General features: G+C 67.8%; 19 protein-coding genes and 1 tRNA gene. 5 read left to right on the forward strand and 15 right to left on the reverse strand.

All coding sequences use genetic code 11. The features are described 5' to 3' along the window. Window positions 1-287: 287 nt before the first annotated feature. On the reverse strand, window positions 288-1313 hold the full coding sequence (gene tdh / locus O9271_RS11400) for an L-threonine 3-dehydrogenase (protein WP_298269650.1): 1026 nt from the start codon (window positions 1311-1313) through the stop codon (window positions 288-290). 756 nt (window positions 1314-2069) lie between these two features. Between tdh and O9271_RS11405 the strand changes: the two genes are divergently transcribed. Next, window positions 2070-2357 (forward strand): hypothetical protein, encoded by a 288-nt coding sequence (locus tag O9271_RS11405; protein ID WP_298269652.1) that lies wholly within the window; start codon window positions 2070-2072, stop codon window positions 2355-2357. A 122-nt stretch (window positions 2358-2479) separates the two neighbouring features. Here the strand turns inward: O9271_RS11405 and O9271_RS11410 are convergent, their stop codons facing one another. The 12 genes from O9271_RS11410 to O9271_RS11465 all read right to left on the reverse strand — a co-directional run bounded on the left by O9271_RS11410 (window position 2480) and on the right by O9271_RS11465 (window position 11991). Then, window positions 2480-2659 carry a hypothetical protein gene (locus O9271_RS11410; protein WP_298269654.1) on the reverse strand — a complete coding sequence of 60 codons (180 nt, stop codon included), beginning with the start codon at window positions 2657-2659 and terminating at the stop codon, window positions 2480-2482. 236 nt (window positions 2660-2895) lie between these two features. Beyond that, window positions 2896-3762: a hypothetical protein gene (locus O9271_RS11415; protein WP_298269656.1), complete on the reverse strand. Its 867-nt coding sequence runs from the start codon at window positions 3760-3762 to the stop codon at window positions 2896-2898. 66 nt (window positions 3763-3828) lie between these two features. Continuing rightward, window positions 3829-4281 carry a hypothetical protein gene (locus tag O9271_RS11420; RefSeq protein ID WP_298269658.1) on the reverse strand — a complete coding sequence of 151 codons (453 nt, stop codon included), beginning with the start codon at window positions 4279-4281 and terminating at the stop codon, window positions 3829-3831. 12 nt (window positions 4282-4293) lie between these two features. Then, a complete protein-coding gene (locus tag O9271_RS11425) occupies window positions 4294-5787 on the reverse strand; it encodes a glycosyltransferase family 1 protein (RefSeq protein WP_298269660.1) in 1494 nt (497 codons plus the stop codon). Window positions 5788-5899: 112 nt separating this feature from the next. After that, the gene (locus O9271_RS11430; RefSeq protein WP_298269661.1) at window positions 5900-7072 is read right to left on the reverse strand and encodes a class I SAM-dependent rRNA methyltransferase; all 1173 of its coding nucleotides are present in this window, start codon (window positions 7070-7072) and stop codon (window positions 5900-5902) included. Between the two features lie 120 nt (window positions 7073-7192). After that, the gene (locus tag O9271_RS11435; protein ID WP_298269664.1) at window positions 7193-7858 is read right to left on the reverse strand and encodes a glycosyltransferase family 2 protein; all 666 of its coding nucleotides are present in this window, start codon (window positions 7856-7858) and stop codon (window positions 7193-7195) included. Between the two features lie 7 nt (window positions 7859-7865). Next, a complete protein-coding gene (mltG, locus tag O9271_RS11440) occupies window positions 7866-8912 on the reverse strand; it encodes an endolytic transglycosylase MltG (protein WP_298269667.1) in 1047 nt (348 codons plus the stop codon). Next, a complete protein-coding gene (gene ruvX, locus O9271_RS11445; protein WP_298269670.1) occupies window positions 8902-9408 on the reverse strand; it encodes a Holliday junction resolvase RuvX in 507 nt (168 codons plus the stop codon). The genes mltG and ruvX overlap by 11 nt, the downstream gene beginning before the upstream one ends. Beyond that, window positions 9405-10658 (reverse strand): transcription termination factor Rho, encoded by a 1254-nt coding sequence (gene rho, locus O9271_RS11450; RefSeq protein WP_298269672.1) that lies wholly within the window; start codon window positions 10656-10658, stop codon window positions 9405-9407. The genes ruvX and rho overlap by 4 nt, the downstream gene beginning before the upstream one ends. 60 nt (window positions 10659-10718) lie before the next feature. After that, window positions 10719-10792 (reverse strand) — tRNA-Arg (locus O9271_RS11455). 161 nt (window positions 10793-10953) lie between these two features. Next, entirely contained in the window at window positions 10954-11442 is a 489-nt protein-coding gene (locus tag O9271_RS11460) for a ferritin (RefSeq protein ID WP_298269674.1), read from the reverse strand. A 138-nt stretch (window positions 11443-11580) separates the two neighbouring features. Continuing rightward, on the reverse strand, window positions 11581-11991 hold the full coding sequence (locus O9271_RS11465; RefSeq protein ID WP_298269676.1) for a cytochrome c: 411 nt from the start codon (window positions 11989-11991) through the stop codon (window positions 11581-11583). Between the two features lie 131 nt (window positions 11992-12122). Here O9271_RS11465 and O9271_RS11470 point away from each other — a divergent pair, with 131 nt between their 5' ends. Further along, window positions 12123-12977, forward strand: a complete 855-nt coding sequence (locus tag O9271_RS11470) for an NAD(P)-dependent oxidoreductase (protein WP_298269679.1) — start codon at window positions 12123-12125, stop codon at window positions 12975-12977. Window positions 12978-13081: 104 nt separating this feature from the next. On the opposite strand, the gene O9271_RS11475 is transcribed toward O9271_RS11470, so the two are convergent. After that, window positions 13082-13264, reverse strand: a complete 183-nt coding sequence (locus O9271_RS11475) for a hypothetical protein (protein ID WP_298269682.1) — start codon at window positions 13262-13264, stop codon at window positions 13082-13084. A 463-nt stretch (window positions 13265-13727) separates the two neighbouring features. Here O9271_RS11475 and O9271_RS11480 point away from each other — a divergent pair, with 463 nt between their 5' ends. The 3 genes from O9271_RS11480 to O9271_RS11490 all read left to right on the forward strand — a co-directional run bounded on the left by O9271_RS11480 (window position 13728) and on the right by O9271_RS11490 (window position 15766). After that, window positions 13728-14120, forward strand: coding sequence for a hypothetical protein (locus tag O9271_RS11480; RefSeq protein WP_298269685.1), 393 nt, complete (start codon window positions 13728-13730; stop codon window positions 14118-14120). Between the two features lie 190 nt (window positions 14121-14310). Next, window positions 14311-14682, forward strand: a complete 372-nt coding sequence (locus tag O9271_RS11485; protein ID WP_298269687.1) for a DUF3108 domain-containing protein — start codon at window positions 14311-14313, stop codon at window positions 14680-14682. Further along, complete coding sequence (locus O9271_RS11490; protein ID WP_298269690.1) at window positions 14642-15766, forward strand: DUF3108 domain-containing protein; 1125 nt, start codon at window positions 14642-14644, stop codon at window positions 15764-15766. The genes O9271_RS11485 and O9271_RS11490 overlap by 41 nt, the downstream gene beginning before the upstream one ends. Before the next feature lie 313 nt (window positions 15767-16079). On the opposite strand, the gene O9271_RS11495 is transcribed toward O9271_RS11490, so the two are convergent. Next, entirely contained in the window at window positions 16080-18827 is a 2748-nt protein-coding gene (locus tag O9271_RS11495) for a TonB-dependent receptor (RefSeq protein WP_298269692.1), read from the reverse strand. Between the last annotated feature and the right edge of the window lie 57 nt (window positions 18828-18884).

The following is an 18884-nucleotide window of genomic DNA, read 5'->3' on the forward strand; positions in this document are numbered from 1 at the left end:
ACAGCGGGCGGCGGGGTCAGGGTCGAGGCCGGGGGCTACCTGTCGGGGCACACCACGCCAACCCCCGCCCCCCGCCCCCGCCACCGCCGCCCCCCGACGCCCAGCGCAGCGAAGGCACGACCGGAGCCCCGACCCCGACCGCCCTCAAGACCCCGACCCGGGCCCAAACCCCGACTGGAGGAAGACCCCGACCGTGGTGGCCGTACCCCGACCGCTGTGGCCGTACCCCGACCGTCGTGGCAGTGCCACGACTACACCCCCGACCCCGACCCCGACCCGCGTGCGGTCTACGCGATGCTGAAGATGATCTTGCCCGCTTCGCCCGACCGGATGAGATGCATCGCCTCGTCGACCGCCTCGAGGGGGAGACGGTGCGTGATGACCGGCGTGGGGTCGAACTGCCCCGAGCGAACGAAGCGCGACATCTGGTGCCAGGTGTCGTACATGCGACGGCCGACGACCCCGTAGATGGTGAGCCCCTTGAAGATGATCTCGGTCGCGAAGTCCACATCGATCGTCCGCGACGGAATGCCGAGCATGTTGACCCGCCCCGCCGGCCGCGCCAGCGCGAACGCCTGGTGCACGGCGCTCGGTACGCCGCTCATCTCGAGCACGACATCGGCCCCGTGGCCGTCGCTTGCCGCCATCACCGCTGCCTGCGCCTGGTCCGGGTGGACCGCGTCGTGCGCTCCCATCGTGCGGGCGAGGGCGAGCCGCTTCGGGTTCACGTCGGTCGCGATGATGTGCGCCGCGCCCGCCGCCTTGCAGATTCCCACCGCGAAGGCGCCGATGGGGCCGCAGCCGGTGATGAGGACCACGCTCCCCGGAATCTCAGCGGTCAGTGCCGTATGGAAGGCGTTCCCCATGGGGTCGTGGATACCGCCAATGTCGTAGCTGATGGCATCATCCAGGTGCCAGATGTTCGTGGCGGGCATGGCGATGAACTCGGCGAAACAGCCGTCGCGGTCCACGCCGATGATGCGCGTGGAGGGGTCGACGTGCGCGTTCCCGGTGCGGCTGAACAGCGAACGGTCGTCCACGATGTGCCCCTCGGCCGTCACCCGGTCGCCGACCTGCACGCTTTCGACGAGGTTGCCGACGGCGACCACATCACCGGCGAACTCGTGTCCGCAGATGAACGGCGGACGGCATCGCCCCGCGGCCCACGCATCCCACTCGTAGATGTGCACGTCGGTGCCACAGACACCGGCGCTCCGTACGCGCACCAGGACCTCGTCGTCGCGGATCGTCGGTTCCGGAACGTCCGTCAGCGTGAGGCCGCGTCCCGCGGTCTGCTTCACCAGCGCTTTCATGTCACTCCACGTCGTGAACCGGAGCGGCGCTCCGGAAGATGTTCGTCGCAGGGAACGACAAAAGTCGCACCATGGCGCGAGCTCTGGTAGACGTTCGCCCGCGTCAGTCTGCCGCGAGTCCGCTTAAATCGCGCGCGTTCTTTATACGCGCTATTGCGCGTTTGAATTATCCACGCGTATATTCGCGTCAATTCAACGACTTGCGCGCGCTGTCCACATCCGGAGTCCTCGAGCTGCAGAGTTCACGCAGGATCGGGGCGCGCAGTCCTCATCGGCAACGCGTGGCGATAAAACGGCACGAGTTCCACCTGAAGTCCCGCGTCGCGATTGCGACCCCCATCTTTGAGGCTGACGACCCCTGCTCGTCGGCCTCGGCTTCGCCGTCGTTGCTCGCGCCCGTGCGCGGACCGACGGCTCGCTCCGCTGTCGCCGTCAACATCTCGGTGGCGCGTCCGAGCGGTCCCGCCCGTCAGCATGCGGTGCTGGCACACGGCGTCGGCAGCCGGTCGGTTGCCTTGTACGCCGCTGCCACGTCTTGCCACCAACTGTCCGGTCCTCTCGCCACGCTGGCGGTGAGACGGTCCGCAGCCTTGTCTGCACCTGCCGCCGCGGTGGCGGTGCGGACACTCCACTACGCGTGCCTCCTGGAGGCCGCGTAGCGCACGACGACGCGGTGCATGCGCCGCCCGACGTGTGTGCTCACCTTTCCACCGGGGGAAAGTGAGCGTTTCCATCTCTCGTGAGAGGGTTGTTCAAATGGCTCCTGCCAAGAAGGCCGCCAAGAAGGCGGCAAAGAAGCCGGCCAAGAAGGCCGCGAAGAAGGCCGCGCGCAAGCCGGCCAAGAAGGCCGCCAAGAAGGCCGCCAAGAAGCCGGCCAAGAAGGCGGCCAAGAAGGCCGTGAAGAAGGCGGCCAAGAAGGTCGTGAAGAAGGCGGCCAAGAAGGGCGCCAAGAAGGCCGCCAAGAAGGCCGCGAAGAAGACGGCTCGCAAGCCGGCCAAGCGCGCCAAGAAGGCGGCGGCGGCTCCGGCTCCTGCTGCGGCGTAATTCGCTTTTCAGCGATCCCGCAGTACCCATACACGCGAAAGGCGCCGGCTTGTCTGCCGGCGCCTTTCACGCTTTGCGAGAGGACCGGTCGGCGGCAGCCACCGCCACCGCGTCCCCTGGCACTACGAATGAACCGCGACCAACTCCTGCGGGTCGCGCACGAGCGCCGGCTCGTCATCCGGAACCGGCCCCCACACGAACGCCGAGAAACGGGGAGCCATTGGCGCGCGGCCACCGTCGGCAATCACGATGCCGATCGGCTCCTGACTGGCGGTAGGCGGCAACAGTTGCTTGAGGCGCATGATGGGTGACCCTCCACCCGGGATTGAAGACCCGCGACGCACCGTGCGTCGAGGCAGGCAGCGGCACCGCCGACGGCGGTGACCTCAATCCCTCGTGCATAGCTGGTGCCATTCCGTGGAATAATCGCAAGTTCAAGAAAAACAATAGCTTGCGAAATAACCAGGGAGCTCATCCCAGGCGCCGGTGTCCCCACGACACAGACGACGAACCGTTTCCCGTGTCGAAGTGAAACGGGTCAGGCGACCGCTGCCTTCCGCGCCATGAATGTTTCGCGCAACCCGGAAGTACGCTCGACCGAAATCGTCCACCCACGATAGCGGTGCGCCAGCTCCTCGAGCGGAAGTCCATCGGCGCGGCTGTCGGCACCGGCAGCGATCGTCTCGACGAGGTGCACGCCCCCGTCCACGGTCGCACTCTGCAACACCTCGATGACCCGCGCCCGATCCTGTGGCGTGAGCCCGGCAAACGCACTCGGCGAGCAGACCACCGCGTGCAGGGCCACGTCGGGCGCCCAGGCTCCCAGATCGGCGCAGTAGCCGCGAATACGCTCGGTAAGCCCCGCCGCATGGGCGGCCTTCACCACACGCTCCACGGCGTCTTCGGCGGGCTCCACGGCCGTCACCGCCGCGCCCCGCGCCGCCAGGTACAGCGCCGGCCCCTCCCGCTCGGCCCCCGCCACCAGCACGTGACGGTCGCCCGAATCGGCCAGGGCGCGCACCAGCGCGGCGTCGGGATCGATTCCCCAGTGCTCCGGCCGACGGTACGCCTCGAGCATGCGCAGCCGCCGGCGCTTCCACGTGGCGTAGGTCGGCAGCCGGAGGCGGCGCGCAATGATGCGGTCCACTTCCTGCCACACCAGCAGCTCCGTCAACGCGATCTGGTCCGCCTTGCGCAGCGCCTCGACCGCCTCGTCGCCGATCTTCAGCAGCGCGTTGCGCGAGACCGAGTCCTTGTAGTCCTCGATCTCGTGCTCGACATACTGCTCGTATTCGTACTTGAGGGACCGGGGAGAACTGATAGCGCTAGCCCTCTGGATGTGGATGGAATGTGGACAACTTACCCGCTCCCGGCATTCCCGCAAGAGCCAGTTTTGTGATCGCACCGGGGGTAAGTGTTTGCGCTGCCGACAACTGACCGTCAGGGCAGAGTACGACGGGATCCTTCCGCCTCACGTGATTGTTCCCCCCGTATGCCGGAGCTCCCCGAAGTCGAACACGCCGCCGGACGCCTGCGCGCGGCCGTGCTCGGCCACACCGTTGCCTGTGTCGAAACGCTGCACGCCAGCCAGCGCCGCGCCTTGCCCCCCTCGGCCTGTCAGGCGGTACACGGCCTCCGCATCGAACGCATCGAGCGGCGAGCCAAGGTCCAGCTGCTGCATCTGCACAACGGCGCCGTCCTCGAAGTCCACTTTCGCATGACCGGCGACTGGGAGTTCACCGGCCTCGACGAGGCCCCCCCCAGGCACGAACGGGTACGCCTCGAAACGCGCGAGGGCACCCGCGTGAGCCTCGTGGACAGCCGTGCGTTCAGCGTGGTGCGGCTGCACGCCCCCGGCACCTTCACGGGTATCGACGCCGGTCCCGAGCCGCTGAGCGAGGCCTTCACCGCCAGCGTGCTGCACGCCGCCCTCGCCTCACGGCGTGGGCCCATCAAGCCGGTCCTTCTCGATCAGCGGCTCGTGGCCGGCGTGGGCAACATCTATGCGAGCGAAGCCTGCTGGGAGGCGAAGATTCACCCGCACACCCCGGCGCATTCGCTGTCCGCCGCGCGGGTGACGCGGCTGCGCGATGCCATCCGTCTCGTGCTGGAGACGGCCCCGACCGGACGCTACTGGGCGCAGGAGGGCGTGAGTGAAGACGCGATCTGGCGGGTGTACGGGCGCGACGGCGCACCGTGCCGCCGCTGCGGTTCCCGCATCGCGCGCACCGTGCAGGGGGGACGCAGCACCTTTCACTGCGGACGCTGCCAGCGGCGCTGACGGTCCCGGCGCCGCGAGTGCCGACGACATGACCGCGCCCTGGCGACGGACCATGGCGCGATCGAACGCCTGCAGCGTCTCGCGCGCCGTTGCCGCCCAGGACAACCGTGCTGCCTGCCGGCGCCCCGCCTCCTGGAGCGTGTGCCGCGCTCCCTCGTGCAGCGTCAGCTCCTGCATGGCATCGGCCATCGCGGCCGCATCGTTCCAGGCCACATAGCGCGCCGCGCTCCCTGCCACCTCCGGCAGCGAACTCTCCCGCGTGCAGATCACCGCGGCGCCTGCCCGCATGGCTTCCGCCACGGGCAGTCCGAAGCCTTCGTAGCGCGAAGGAAACACCAGCGCCGTGCACCGCCGGTACAGGGTGGCCAACTGGTCGTCGCTCACATACCCCACATGGTGCAGCCAGGGCGCCTTGCCGAGTCGCGCGCGCGTCTCGCGCGCCAGGGCGGGGCCGCACTGCACGAGAGGCACACGCACCCCACGCGCCCAGAGCATACCCATCGCCTCGTAGAGCATCACCAGATTCTTCCGCGCGTCCTGTCCACCCACCGTGAGCATGAAGGGTGCGCCCACGCCTGCCGCCTCGAGTGGCTGCGCGTCGTCGCTCCCCCGCAGCGGCACGTCATCGGCGGCCAGCAGGGCCACCGTGATGCTGGCGGGATCGGCCCGCAGGTGGTGCACGAGCTCGTCGCGCGAGAAGCAGGAGTCGGTGACAATGGCGTGCGCGAGCTGCACGGTGCGCCGATATCGGGCACGGTACTTCACACGCTTGAGCAGCTTCCACCACCGATGGTCGTGCTGCAGCATGGGGGCGATGTCGTGCACCGTGGCCACCATCGTGGCCGCCTGGGCAGGCGTCGTGATGAAGTTCCACGGATACCACGCCACCTCGGCGGCTGTTGTCGGCAGCGCATCGATGCAGTCGATCGTGGCGTTGGAGGCCAGTGTCGGATGCACCGAGGCGAGCAGAAGGCGCAGGGCCGCCACGTCCCGGCGGTCCTTCACGAACAGCGTGAGCTGGAGCGAGGGCCGCTGGAGGGCGAACTCCCGCAGCAGATTGCGCACATACCGCGCGATGCCGCGACGCTCCTGCAGGAGGCGTGTTGCCTCCACGGCAAGGTGGCGCAAGGGGAAGGTGGCGGACATCATGGGCTACCGAACGGGGGAGTGCAGCGAGGCATGACGCGAACACGCCAGTCGCGTTCCACCCTATCTGGCCCGCGGACCCATCGCGGTGCCCGGCATCACCGGCACGTCCGGTTCAGCTCATCGCTTCCAGCAGGGCGCCCTTGAGGTACCCCGACTCGGGGACGTTGATGAGCTCCGGGTGATCGAGGGGCTGACCGGTGATGGCGCGCAGGGCAAACGGACGGCCGCTGTCGGCCACCGCGTCGCTGAGCATCTCGAAAAAGAGCCCGCGCGACAGGTGAAAGCTGCAGCTGGCCGTGAAGAGCAGGCCACCCGGCGCCAGCAGCTTCATGGCCTGGAGGTTGATGTCCTTGTACCCGCGCAACGCCCCGTCGAGCGCGTTCCGGCTCTTCGCGAAGGCCGGCGGATCCACCACGATGGTGTCGAAGCGTCGCCCCTCGCGATGCCACGTACGCAGCACCTCGAACGCATCACCGACGACCGGTTCGATGTTGGTGAACCCGTTGCGCGCCGCGTGGTCGTGTACCCGGGCCAGGGCGGGGGCGGAGATGTCCACCGCACAGACATGCTCGGCACGGGTGGCCAGGTGCAGCGCGAAACTGCCGTGGTACGCGAAGCAGTCCAGCGCCTGGCCACGCGCCAGTGAACCAATGAGCACGCGGTTTTCGCGCTGGTCGAGGAATGCCCCCGTCTTCTGGCCGTCCCATGGCGCGGCGAGATAGCGGACGCCGTGCTCGAGCACTTCGACCACCGGCGGCACCTCGCCGTACAGCAAGGTCACCTCGCGCGGCAGCCCTTCGCGTGCGCGCGCGGCGGGGTCGTTGCGCGCGAGGATGCCACGGCATCCCGTGAGATCGCGCAGACAGTCCACGATGAGGTCGGTGTGCGCGTGCATGCCCGCCGACAGTAACTGCACCACGAGGGAATCGTCGTATCGGTCCACCACCAGACTGGGCAGGCCGTCTCCCTCCCCGTGCACCAGGCGGTAGGCATTGGCCACGGCCTCCAGCGGCGCGCGGCGTGCCACGGCGGTGCGCAGGCGCGCGTGCCACCACGCGGCATCAATCACGACCTCGGGGTCGCGCTCGATACGCCGCAGCGAAATCTCCGACTGCGGGCTCCACAGGGCCCAGCCCAGTGCGGCGCCATTCGCTTCCTCCACCCGCACCACACCGGCAGGCAGCGCGGGCAGCCGTTCGACGTCGCTGCGAAACACCCACGGATGCCCTTGGCGCAGGCGCTGGGCGCCCTTGCGATTGACCACGGCAATGTCGCCGCCTGTCACGGCGGTGGGCTCCCGGCGCGGCGAGGTGGCCCCTCCCCGGGAAGGGCCGGTGCGGGACGGTGAACGGCGATGGGGACGATTCACGGCAACCTCGACGTGCAGCGGGTGAAGCGCAGGCGGTCAGGCCACACGATTCGCGGGGGACAGATACTGATCGAGGCCGTGATCGCACCACGTGCGCCGTTCGCGCACGGTGCGCAGGAAACGATCGTGATTGCGTGCCACCGACTCGGTACTCGCGGAGCGGTGCCACAGATGATAGCACACCGCGGCGAACTTGAGGTTGCGCCGCACCACGCCCGCGTTGGAGAGCCGGGCGGCCAGTTCGCTGTCTTCCCGGCCCCAGCCTTCCATGGCTTCGTCGTAGCCCTTCACACGCCGCAGGTCGTCGCGCCAGAACGCCATGTGACAGCCCCGCACGCGGCGTTCGGCGCCGCGCTCGCCCCGCGCGTACGCGGCGTGCGCCTGGATGAAGCGGGGATGCAGGACAACATCTCCGTCGATCTGCACGATGTAGTCACCACGCGCCTGGGCGATGGCCTTGTTGCGGATCGCCGCCAGGCGAAAGCCCGCATCCTCGTGCCATACATGTACCAGCGGCACCGGCAACCCGGCGCGCTCCCGGTCGATGAGCGCGCGCGTGTCGCTGCGCGATCCGTCATCGGCGATCAGCACTTCGGTGGGCCACACCTGCTGCGCACGCACACTCCGCAGCACCACGGCCAGCGCCTGCGGCCAATTGTACGTGGCAATGATGAGCGAGATGGACGGCGACGGCAAACCCACGCTGTGTCTACCGGCGAGCGGCGGGCGACGCCACCCCGGCGCTCGCGCGCCGCGCGGCCTTGCTGCGCGCAATGGCGCGGGTATGCTGCGCAAACGTCTCCGTGAACTCATGGCTGCCGTCGGGGCGCGCCACGAAGAAGAGATACGGCACGTCGGCCGGTGCCAGCGCCGCGGCAATGCTGGCCTCGCCGGGGCTGGCAATCGGTCCCGGGGGAAGGCCCGCGTACCGGTACGTGTTGTACTTCGAGTCGACCTCGAGATCCTTGTAAAGGACCCGCTCGACGTGCTGCGGCAGCGCGTACTGCACCGTGGGATCGGCCTGCAGGCGCATCCCCTTCTTCACGCGGTTCCAGTACACGGCGCTGATGAGCGGACGTTCCTCGGCCTTGCGTGCCTCCTTCTCCACGATGCTCGCCATGGTGATGGCATCGTGGCGCGAGAGGCTCATGGCCTGCAGCCGGGCGTCCCATTCCGGCTTCCACACGTCGAGGAACCGCTCCACCATGGCGTTCACCGCGTCCCGGGCCGTGGTACCGGCGGGAAACGTGTACGTGGCGGGAAACAGATACCCCTCGAGGCTCGGTACGGGCACATCGAGTTCGCGCATCCACGCCGTGTCGGCCGTGGCGGCGCGCACCGAGTCGGCGGGCACATCGAGCGCCTTGGACAGCGCCGGCACAATGTCGCGCAAGTCGAACCCCTCGGGGATGACCACGCTCTTCATGAGCCCGCGACCGGTGACCAGCGCATCGAGCACATCGCGATACCCCGCGTCGGCGGCAAACTGGTATGTGCCCGGCTTGATCGTGGTCTCGGCACCGGTGAGGCGGGCAAAGAGACGGAACAGCGGCGGAGAGCCGATCACCCCGTTGGCCTCCAGCGAGTCTGCCGCCACACCAAGGCTTGCCCCCTTGGGCACCACCACCCGCGCCGGTTGCCCCGTGGGGCTGCTCGCGCCGCCCACTTCGCGCCACACCCACGCCATCAGCACGATCGCCACGGCAAGGACGCCGAGCGGGATCACGCGATTGGGCGTCGAACGCTTACGGGCCATCCGCGTTGTCCCCGAGCCCCATCCCCTCCGTGCCTCCCGCCACGGCCTCGCCAAGCGCGACGCCCTGCGACGCCGCACGGAGCACGCTTTCCAGCAGCACGCACGCCGCCATCGCGTCCACGTCGCCCTTGCGGCCGCGGGTGGAGCCACCCTGTTCGCGAATGCTGCGCAGCGCTGATGACGTGGTGAACCGTTCGTCCACGAGACGAATGGGGAGCGACTGGCGCGTGGCGAGCCTGGCCGCGATCTCGCGCACCTCGCGCGAGCGGTCGGTCTCGGCGCCAGCAGGGTCGAGCGGCAGGCCAAACACGTATCCGGTGGCGCCCAGCGCCTCGGCCTGACGCATGAGTTCCGCCAGCGGCGGGCGCTTGCCGGCGCGGCGGGTGATGATGCCGACGGGCGAGGCCAGCATGCCCAGTTCGTCGCTGATCGCGAGGCCGATACGCTTGTCGCCCCAGTCCACGGCAAACAGTCGCCCCGCCGACGCGGCCGTCACGCTTCCGCCATCTGCTCGAAGAACTCCTGATTGTTCTGCGCGCGCTCCATGCGCTTGAGCAGAAACAGCATGGCCTCGTCGCTCGGCATATCGGCCAGGAAGGTGCGCAGGAGGAAGACCCGCTGCTGCTCCTTCTGCGACAGGAGCAACTCCTCGCGCCGGGTGCCGCTCTTGTTGATGTCGATCGCGGGGAAGATGCGCTTCTCGGCAAGCTTGCGATCGAGCACCAGCTCCATGTTGCCCGTACCCTTGAACTCCTCGAAGATCAGCTCGTCCATGCGCGAGTTGGTCTCGATGAGTGCCGTGGCCACGATGGTGAGCGACCCGCCCTCGGTGAGGTTGCGGGCGGCGCCGAAAAAGGCCTTGGGCTTCTGCATCGCCGTGGCCTCCATGCCGCCGGACATGAGCCTGCCACCCTGCGGGGCCACCGCATTGTGGGCGCGCGCCAGTCGCGTGATGGAGTCCAGCAGGATCACCACGTCCTTGCCGCTCTCCACGAGCCGCTTGGCCTTCTCCAGCACCATTCCGGCCACCTGCACATGGCGTTCGGCGGTTTCGTCGAAGGTCGAGCAGATCACGTCGGCGCTCGGGCAGCTTGCCTGCATGTCGGTGACCTCCTCGGGGCGCTCATCGATCAGCAGGACGATGAGCGTGACCTCCGGATGGTTCTCCGCGATCGCGTTGGCGAGCTGCTGGAGGAGGATCGTCTTGCCCCCCTTGGGCGGCGCGACGATGAGGGCACGCTGGCCCTTGCCCAGAGGCGCGATGATGTCGCAGATGCGGGTCGCGACTTCCCCGTTCTTGCGCTCCAGATGGATACGCTCGTCGGGGTACTTGGCGGTCAGGTTGTCGAAGGCGCTGCGCAATTTGGACTGCTCGGGGTCACCACCGTTGATGCGCTCCACCTTGAGAAGCGCGAGGTACCGTTCCCACTCCTTGGGCGGCCGCACTTCGCCCATCACCGTGTCGCCGGTGCGAAGGTCGAAGCGCTTCACCTGGGAAGGGGAGACGTAGATGTCGTCGGGGCCGTGCAGGTAGTTGAAATCCTGAGCCCGCAGGAAGCCATACCCTTCGGGAAGGACCTCCAGCACCCCTTCGCCGTAGAGCGTCGTCTCGGTTTCGAGCAGGGCCTGCTCGATGCGGAAGATCAGCTCCTGCTTCTTCAACCCGTTGACGCTGGAGAGCTGCAGCGACTCGGCCAGCACCAGGAGTTCGGGAACCGACTTCCGCTTCAGCTCGGCAACGTGCACGGGGCAATGAGAGCGAGGGGAGCGCGGCAACCACCCACGACCAGCCACGTGGCAGTGCCATGCGCGCGGCAGGACTCGAACCTGCGACCTTCGGCTCCGGAGGCCGACGCTCTATCCAACTGAGCTACGCGCGCATTGCGGCATCCGGCGCCGACCGGAGGCCGACTCGGGAACCGCTTGGGCAGTACCACGGGAGCACGTCGTGCACCCGCATACCGCCAGACTGGGGAAGCTAACCGGGCAGGGGGGCGTGCGGCAAGGAAAGCCGGATGGGAAACACGCCGCCCCTGGCCATTCACGCGTTACCGTGCACCAGATACGCTTCCACGCTCAGCAGGTTGCGCTCGCCCGCCATGCGAATGACGCCCAGCAGCCGCTGCATCTTCGTGACCTCTTCGAGCTGCTCATCGACGAACCACTGCAGGAATCCCTGCGCCAGATAGTCCCCCTCGCTCGCGGCGAGGTCCATGAGCCCCTTGATCTGCCCAGTGACCTCCCTTTCCCAGCTCAGCGCGGCCTCCACGGCCGCCTCGGCGGTGGGAAAGACGTGCATCGGGGCGCGGACGGCGGGGATGCGCAGGCCACCACCGGTTTCGAGCACATACTTGAGGAGCTTCTCCGCATGCTCGCGTTCCTCCGTCGCCTGCTTGTGGAACAGGCCCGCCAACTGGAGCAGGTGCATCTCGTGGAAGTGCGCCGCGATCTGATGGTACTGCAGGCTGGCAGCAAGCTCGTTGCCGATCTGCGTGTTGATGGCCGCGGCGAGGGCGGAGGAGATGAGCATGGGTGACTCCGTGGCATTGAAGAGTGTCGGGAACAATCGCAAACTGGCGACGGACAGCGCGAACGGAAAGTTGATCGCGTGTCCGCGTTCAGTTCACGCGTTCCGCACGCAGTTGAACAGCGTGTGCCGATCGCACCGTCACTTGTGCGACAGGGTCCAGACGTAGGCCGCCACGGCGCTGATCTGCTCGTCGTTCAGATTCATGCGCCCGCCGCGGGCGCCCATGGCGTTCGGGCGCGTCGTCACCTTGATCTTTTCCTTGGGGACGCCGCTCACGATCAGGGCGCGAATCTCCTCGTAGCTGCCCGTGGCCAGCTGGTCCCAGGCATTGTCATTGAGGGCAGGGCCGTTCTGCGCGCCCACGCCCTTGGCCCCGTGGCAGCGCATGCAGCCGCCGTTGTTGAACAGCGAGTCGCCGAGCGCCACGCGCGCCGGGGTCACTTCGGTGGGCATCGCGGGCTTGGCGGCAACACCACTTCCCGTACCGGCGCCGGACGAGCGGCACGCAGCGGCAAGCAACAGCACGGACAGGGTAGCGAGGATACGCATGGCTCTGGGGCTGGGGACGAGGATCGGTTCCCGCGTGCTCGCAGGCAGCGGGCAGGGATCAGCAGCGACCGGCTGAGTTCGGCCGCGTTCTATTCTGCTGCCCGTACCCGTTGATCGCTATGTTTCGCCGTATGACGGTCATCGCCTATCTCGGAACCGGGCTGCTCGGCAGCGGTTTCGTCGAGGCCGCGCTCACGCGCGGCGACACGGTGCGGGTATGGAATCGGACGCGCGGCAAGGCACAGGCGCTGGCAGCGTTCGGCGCTCAGGTGGCGGCGTCGCCGGCCGATGCCGTGCGTGGCGCCGAGCGGGTTCACCTGGTACTCAAGGACGACGCGGTGGTGGAAGAAGTCGTCGCCGCCTTGCGCCCTGGCCTCGCGCCGGAGGCCATCATCTGTGACCACACCACCACCCATCCCGCGCTCACGGGCGAGCGCGCCGCGCGGCTCAACGCCGAGGGCGTGCGGTATCTGCACTGCCCTGTCTTCATCGGACCGGCGGCGGCGCGGCTGGGGCAGGGGATCATCATGGTCTCCGGCCCCTCGGTGTTGTACGACGCGGTGCGTCCGGCGCTCGAACAGCAGGCGCAACGGGTCGTGTACTGGGGCGAGCGGGCCGATCTCGCCGCCGCCTACAAGCTCATGGGCAACACGCTCATCATCGGGCTGGGCGCGCTGGTCAGTGACGTCTTCACCGTGGCGCAAGGATGCGACGTGCGCGCCCCCGATGCGCTCAAGCTGCTGGAGTTCTTCAACCCCGGCAGCATGTTGCAGAACCGCGGCAAGAAGATGAGCGAGGGCGACTTCACGGCGAGCTTCGAGCTGGTGATGGCACGCAAGGACGTGCAGCTCATGCTCGAGACCACCGGCGCGCGTCCGGTGGCGGCGCTCCCGGGGATTGCGGCGCGCATGGACGAGGTCATTGCGCAGGGCCACGGGCACGAGGACTTCGGCGTCATTGCCCGCGACGCGGTGCGCGATCGCTGAACGTCCCCGTCAACGCGCACGACAAAGGCCCGGAGCCGAGTGGCAGCTCCGGGCCTTGCAGGTGCCACGGCGGTCGGTGTCGTCGTGGCCGTCGCGTAGCAACGCTACGGCTGGTGCGGCCCCATGATGTTGCGCGTGAACAGGGCGATGAACGCCGCAATGATCGCAATCTGCCCGATCGGTCCGACCGCCAGGATCACCTGAAAGATCGAGGAGATCAGCAGGAGCGGCAGCTTGATGATCGGCAGGAGGAAATCGGCGTTGATCGGGGCGCTGAACGGCGGCATGGCAGGGCTGGTTGAGGGTCCAAGGGGCAGTATAACCACGCCCGGAGACGAACTGCAGCCCCGTTGTGCCGGTTCCGTTGTGCCGGTTCCGGGGCGCTGGGCACGAGGGCGGGGGAGCCCGAAGCCGCTTCACCGGGAGATCCGGCCCGCCGGTTCGCTTCAGCACCCGCGTGCATGGCCCCGGAGCAGGCGGCCGCCAATCCGACTCGCCCATGTGCCACAGGGGCTGGCCGCGATGGTCAACGTCGGGCGCGAATCGTCACCTGCATGGCACCGTCCGGGGGGGCCCCACCGTCGCATGTGCGCGTTCTTGTACGCTGCATTAGGATGCTCGGACTGGACTCCCCATCCCAATCACCCATCTGCTGCGGCCATCCCGTTCAATGGTCGCGTTCCACCCACCGGAGCCCCGTTGCCGACTCAGGATGACATAGCACCGACCGCTCGCGGCGAGAGCGCGTTGGTGAGCCCGGACGCGGATGCCCTGCTGTTCGAGGCCCGCTTGGCCCTACGCGATGTGCTGCCATCGGTGGTCCATCAGGATCACACATGGGCGGCCTCGCTTGTGCACTGCCATGTGACCGACGAGCGCGTGCGCCATGTGCTGCAACTGCACGCTGGCACGGCGCGCGCCGTCGGCGGAACCGCCGATGTGCAGGTCCACGTGCTCGAGCGCTATCTGAGCGTCGCCGGTGTGGTTGGGCTGCTCGGCGATGGAGCCGTGCGCACGGGCAGCTTGCCCCTGCACACGGGACGGTACGTGGAGGTGACGCTCGTGGAAGGCGGCACCCGTCTGGCGACCTTCTGGATGCCCCTGGTGCCCGTGTTCCGGGTGTCGTCGCGCATGGTGGCCTGACCGGCCGGACCGCGCACGCCGTGCAGACCGCCGTGAGATAGCTCGCACGGCAACTGTCGGGTAAATCCTCACGCAGGAGAGGGGGGGCGCTGCTGAACGGGGAGGGATCCCGTGTTCAGCTTTCCCCCCACATGCCCACCGTCTCGCTGCTCCCTCTTTCGCTGCCAACAATCGGCGGCTCGGCGCTGCTGTGCTGGCGTCACTCGTGGCGCCCGTCCGGGCGCAGGCGCAGCCATCGGCGCTACGCGACACGGCGGCAACGCCGCGCCTCCCGTTTCCGGTGGGTGAAGTCCTCGACTACCGCGTGAACGTCGCCTTCGGCGGCAACATCGGACACGGGCAGATGCGTGTCGAGGGGCCGGTGCTCGAGCGCGGCGTGCCCACCTGGCGCCTGGTCTCCGAAACGAAGGCCAGGCGCGCGTTCGTTCGCGCCACCGATCGCACGACCTCCTGGCTCGACCCCACGCGCTTCGTCGCCGTGCGCTTCGAGCAGCGCGAGCGTCATCCGTTGTCGCAGTCGGATGCCCTGGTGGAAATGGATCTCGCCGCTACCGCTCGATGAACTCTCCTTCCTGCAGTTCCTGCGCACCATCCCGCTCGACCGGGAAGGCGCTCACCAGTTCAATCGTCACTTCGACGTGACGCGCAACCCGACGCTCGTCACGGTCGGGGCCGAGGAAGTGGTGGAAACGTTCGCCGGGGCGTTCACCACCCGGGTGGTCATCATGCATGTGCGCGATCCCAAGCACCATAAAGGGGTCGGTCCATTCAAGCTCAACATCGAGCTGTCGTCCTGTCGCATCCCCGTGCGCATCGTGAGCCGCATGCCGATCGTCGGAGACCCCACGATGCGCTCCCCGCTTTCGCATCTCACCATATCCGCCGCGGCGCTGCTCCTCGTCGCCGCCACGCCCGCCGTGCCCGGCCGTGCGCTGACCTTGCGTGACGGCATCCGCCTCTGGTTCGACGGCACCTCCACGCTGCGGAGCGGGAGCTGCAGCGCCGACAAGATCGAGGTCTCGCTCAACGCGGCCACCGACGACGTCATCGAGCATACGCTCGACGGCAGGAAGGTGAGCGGCACGGTGGAGGTCGACTTCCCCGCGGCACAGCTCGAGTGCAGGAACGACACGCGGAACGAGCACATGGGCAAGGCACTCAAGATGAAAGAGTTCAGCAACGGTGCCGCTGCCGATGGGGGAAACGGGCAGGTACTCTACACCCCGCTCGTGGGCAACCTCATTCTCGATGCCTTCACCACCGAGGTCGGGGCCGAGGCCATCTTCCAGCAGCACGGCCTGCTCGGTGTGGTGGCACTGACGAACGGGGAAGTGCGGGGCCAGACGCTGCGTGCCAGTGATCGCTCCCCGGCCTTCATGGCGAAGCTTGGCTTCGACAAGCAGCTCAATGACGATCTGCGCACACGCCTCACGGGGTCGTTCCGCAATCAGGGGTCGGCGGCCAACGGCACCTTGTACAGCGGTGACCGCGCCGGCTCGCGCTACTACTACGTGCTCGAGAACACCGCGTCCACCGAAGCGGCGAACTTCACCTCGGGCATGATCAACCCGGGCTTCACCGACAAGGTCAACGCGGTCATGGTGAACCCGTTCGTCAGGTTCCGCGGCGGAAACCGCCACGCGTGAAGTGACCCAGCTGATGGGCGAAGGCACCGTCCGCCTTCTCAAGGGCGACAAGCTCTTCCTCTCGGCGCGCTGGAACCGGGTGGAAGGCGACCTGGGGTCGTACCGTGTCACCCCCAGTACCGGCGCCCCGGTGACCGTCACCAATCGCGACGTCACGGTGGCCCGCAGGACATCCGCAGCGGCGGCAAATGGCGGGGCTTCGTACTCGCAGCGGCAACCAGCTTCTGATCGGGGCAGGTGCAACGAGGCCCCCGCACCGGCATGGTGCGGGGGCCTCGTGGTGCATCGGGGGCATCCCCGATGCGGTGCGGTATCAGAGCGAGTACGCCAGACGCGCGTACAGGAACCGGCCGTTGAAGCCGAACGGCGACAGCCCCGAGAAGCGGAAGACGCCGAAGGTGCCCTGACCACCGTAGCCCGTGGCTACGTCGCCCAGATCGGTGATCTGGTCGGGATACACGTCGAAGACGTTGTCCGAACCCAGCGTGAGGGTGGCCCGCTTGAGCAGCTTGTACGAGGCGCTCACGTCGGTGATGACCTTCGCGCTCAACTCCACGTCCGGGACCTGCCGCGCTGTGCCGGTGGCGAGCAATTGCCGCCCCGTCACCTCACCGAACCGCTGCCCGCGCAGGGTAAAGGTGAAATCCTTGATGTCCCACGTGCCGTTGAGCACCAGATTGTTGCGCGGCTGTCCCACCTCGATGCGTCCGCGCTCAGCGCGACCGAACAGCGTTTCGTTCAGGTTACCCAGCTGCGGCGGCGTGTTCACCACCACGCGCGTCACCTTGGTCTGGTTCTGATTGTAGCCGGCCGTGAGCCGCACCACGCCGTTCGCCTTGAGGTCCAAGCCGTAGTTGACCACCACATCCAGGCCATTGGTGCGCGTGTCGATGGCGTTCGTGAAGTAGCGACCACCGCCAATGCCGGTGAGCCCGTTCTGGGCGAAGAAATTCACGATGCCCGTGCCAATGAAGTTCTCCGACAGCACGATGCGGTCACTGATGGCGATGTTGTAGTAGTCCGCCGTGACGGTGAGGCTCTTGTTGGGCTGGAGCGTGATGCCGGCACTCAGGTTCACCGAGTTCTCGGGCTTGAGGTCCGTGGCGCCCAGCAGACGCGCCTCACGGCTGGCCACCGGCAGCGTCTTGATGTCTACCGGCAGGCCGTTCACGAACGTGGTGGCCGTGGACGTGAAGAAGCTCTGCTGCAGCGACGGCGCCCGAAAGCCGGTCGAGGCGGCACCACGAATGGCAAACTGCTCCACGGGGGCAAAGCGTGTGGTGAACTTGCCCGTCGCCTGCGATCCGAAGTCGCTGAAGTTCTCGAAACGCGCCGCGGCACCCACGAGCCACTTCTTGGTGATGTCGCTTTCGACGTCCACGTACGCGGCAACGGCGGTACGCGACTGGTCGGTAGCGTCGGTGGGCGAGAATCCGGGAAACACCTGCGACCCCACCAGCGCGATCGTCGTCTGGCCAGCGGCGTTGCGCACCGGTGCTCCGTTGATGTCGAGCACCGGGACGCGACCGTTGATGTACGACGCCTCTTCGCCCTGCTCGATGCGGTAGTTCTCCCAGCGGAATTCGGCGCCGCTCGAGAGGCGCACCGGCTTGCCGGCGGCACTCACTTCACGCGTGACGTCGAAGTTCGTGAGCGCCTGCGCGAAGCCGAGGGTGCCGGCATCGAACACCGTCGGGCTGTTGAGCCCCATCGAGGCGTTGTTGGAGTTGGACACCGTGATGCCGAACTCGTTCATGCCGAACACTTGGCTCAGGTCCCAATCCCACCCCTTGGCCGTGCCTTTGGCACCACCCCCCGCCGAGAAGTCCGTGATGTCGCTCTCGATGTTGGGAAGGAACCCGTTGGGATACAACCGCGCGACCACCTGCGCCGTCTGGATGGGGCGCCGGAAGAAGCCCGTGGACCGCCCGTCGCGGCGGCCAAACGATCCGAACCCGTACAGCTGCAGGTTCTCGCTCACATTGTGCGCCGCGTTGACCATGCCCACCACGTCGGCGGTTGCGGCATCGCCCGACCAGTGCGTCAAGCGGTTGGCCGTGGATTCGCGCGGATCCCCCGTGGGAAACTGCTGCCGGGGATCCTGGAAGCTCCGGTTGGTCATGGCGCGATTGCGCCACTCGATGCCGGCGTGCAGGTAGCTGCCGTTGCCCCAGGTCACCGCCTGATCGGCCGACGCGGTCGTGTTGGTCCCATCGTTCCGCTGGCCGAGTCCTTCCACGTCGGTGTTGAACTGCCCCGTCTGAATGGAGGCGCCGCCCGCCGTGGCACCCTTGAGGATGATGTTGATCACGCCCGCGATGGCGTCCGAACCGTATTGCGCGGCGGCGCCGTCGCGCAGGATCTCGATGCGGTCAATCATGGACGCAGGAATGGCGTTGAGGTCCACCGCCGAGGTGCCGCGCCCCACCGTCCCGTTGTTGTTGATGAGCGCGCTCGTGTACCGCCGCTTGCCGTTCACCAGCACGAGCGTCTGGTCCGGGGCCAAGCCACGCAGCGTGGCGGGGCGTACATGGTCCGTGCCATCGGCGACGGCGGGGCGCGGGAAGTTCAACGACGGGGCGGCCGCCTGCAGCATCTGCGCCGTCTCGACGCGACCCGTCGACCGCAGGTCGGCGGTGGTGATGACGTCCACCGGGACGGGGCTGCTCACGAGCGTACGCTCACCACCACGCGACCCGGTCACGGCGACCGCCTCCAGCTGCGTGGTGGACTTGGCCAGCACGAAGTTCTTGGTGACCGTACGTCCCGCTTCCACCACCACGGTGTCCACGCGGCCGGCGTAACCCAGCATGCGCGCGCGCAGTTCGTACCGGCCCGGGCGCAGCGTGAAGCGGTAGCTGCCGTCGGCCCTGGTGATGGCACCGATCTGCGTACCGGTCACACCAATCGATGCCCCCTGGAGCGCCTCGCCGCTCTCCGCCACCGTCACCTTGCCCTCTACCGTGCCCGTCCCCTGAGCCTTCAGCGCGAGAGGAGACGCAAGCAGGGACAGCGCAGCACACGCTGTCGTGACAGCATACCAACGTCGGACACATCGCATGGCGGGATCTCCGTGAGGGTAACGGATGGACCGGGTGGTCCACAGAAGGGCTAATCT

This window comes from Gemmatimonas sp. (assembly GCF_027531815.1).
Classification (GTDB): Bacteria; Gemmatimonadota; Gemmatimonadetes; order Gemmatimonadales; family Gemmatimonadaceae; genus Gemmatimonas.

Bases quoted from the DNA above. Each gene is read 5' to 3' on its own strand.
- tdh (WP_298269650.1), bottom strand. From the start codon at position 1,313: ATGAAAGCGCTGGTGAAGCAGACCGCGGGACGCGGCCTCACGCTGACG.
- O9271_RS11405 (WP_298269652.1), top strand. From the start codon at position 2,070: ATGGCTCCTGCCAAGAAGGCCGCCAAGAAGGCGGCAAAGAAGCCGGCC.
- O9271_RS11410 (WP_298269654.1), bottom strand. From the start codon at position 2,659: ATGCGCCTCAAGCAACTGTTGCCGCCTACCGCCAGTCAGGAGCCGATC.
- O9271_RS11425 (WP_298269660.1), bottom strand. From the start codon at position 5,787: ATGATGTCCGCCACCTTCCCCTTGCGCCACCTTGCCGTGGAGGCAACA.
- mltG (WP_298269667.1), bottom strand. From the start codon at position 8,912: ATGGCCCGTAAGCGTTCGACGCCCAATCGCGTGATCCCGCTCGGCGTC.
- O9271_RS11460 (WP_298269674.1), bottom strand. From the start codon at position 11,442: ATGCTCATCTCCTCCGCCCTCGCCGCGGCCATCAACACGCAGATCGGC.
- O9271_RS11465 (WP_298269676.1), bottom strand. From the start codon at position 11,991: ATGCGTATCCTCGCTACCCTGTCCGTGCTGTTGCTTGCCGCTGCGTGC.
- O9271_RS11470 (WP_298269679.1), top strand. From the start codon at position 12,123: ATGACGGTCATCGCCTATCTCGGAACCGGGCTGCTCGGCAGCGGTTTC.
- O9271_RS11475 (WP_298269682.1), bottom strand. From the start codon at position 13,264: ATGCCGCCGTTCAGCGCCCCGATCAACGCCGATTTCCTCCTGCCGATC.
- O9271_RS11490 (WP_298269690.1), top strand. From the start codon at position 14,642: ATGCCCTGGTGGAAATGGATCTCGCCGCTACCGCTCGATGAACTCTCC.
- O9271_RS11495 (WP_298269692.1), bottom strand. From the start codon at position 18,827: ATGCGATGTGTCCGACGTTGGTATGCTGTCACGACAGCGTGTGCTGCG.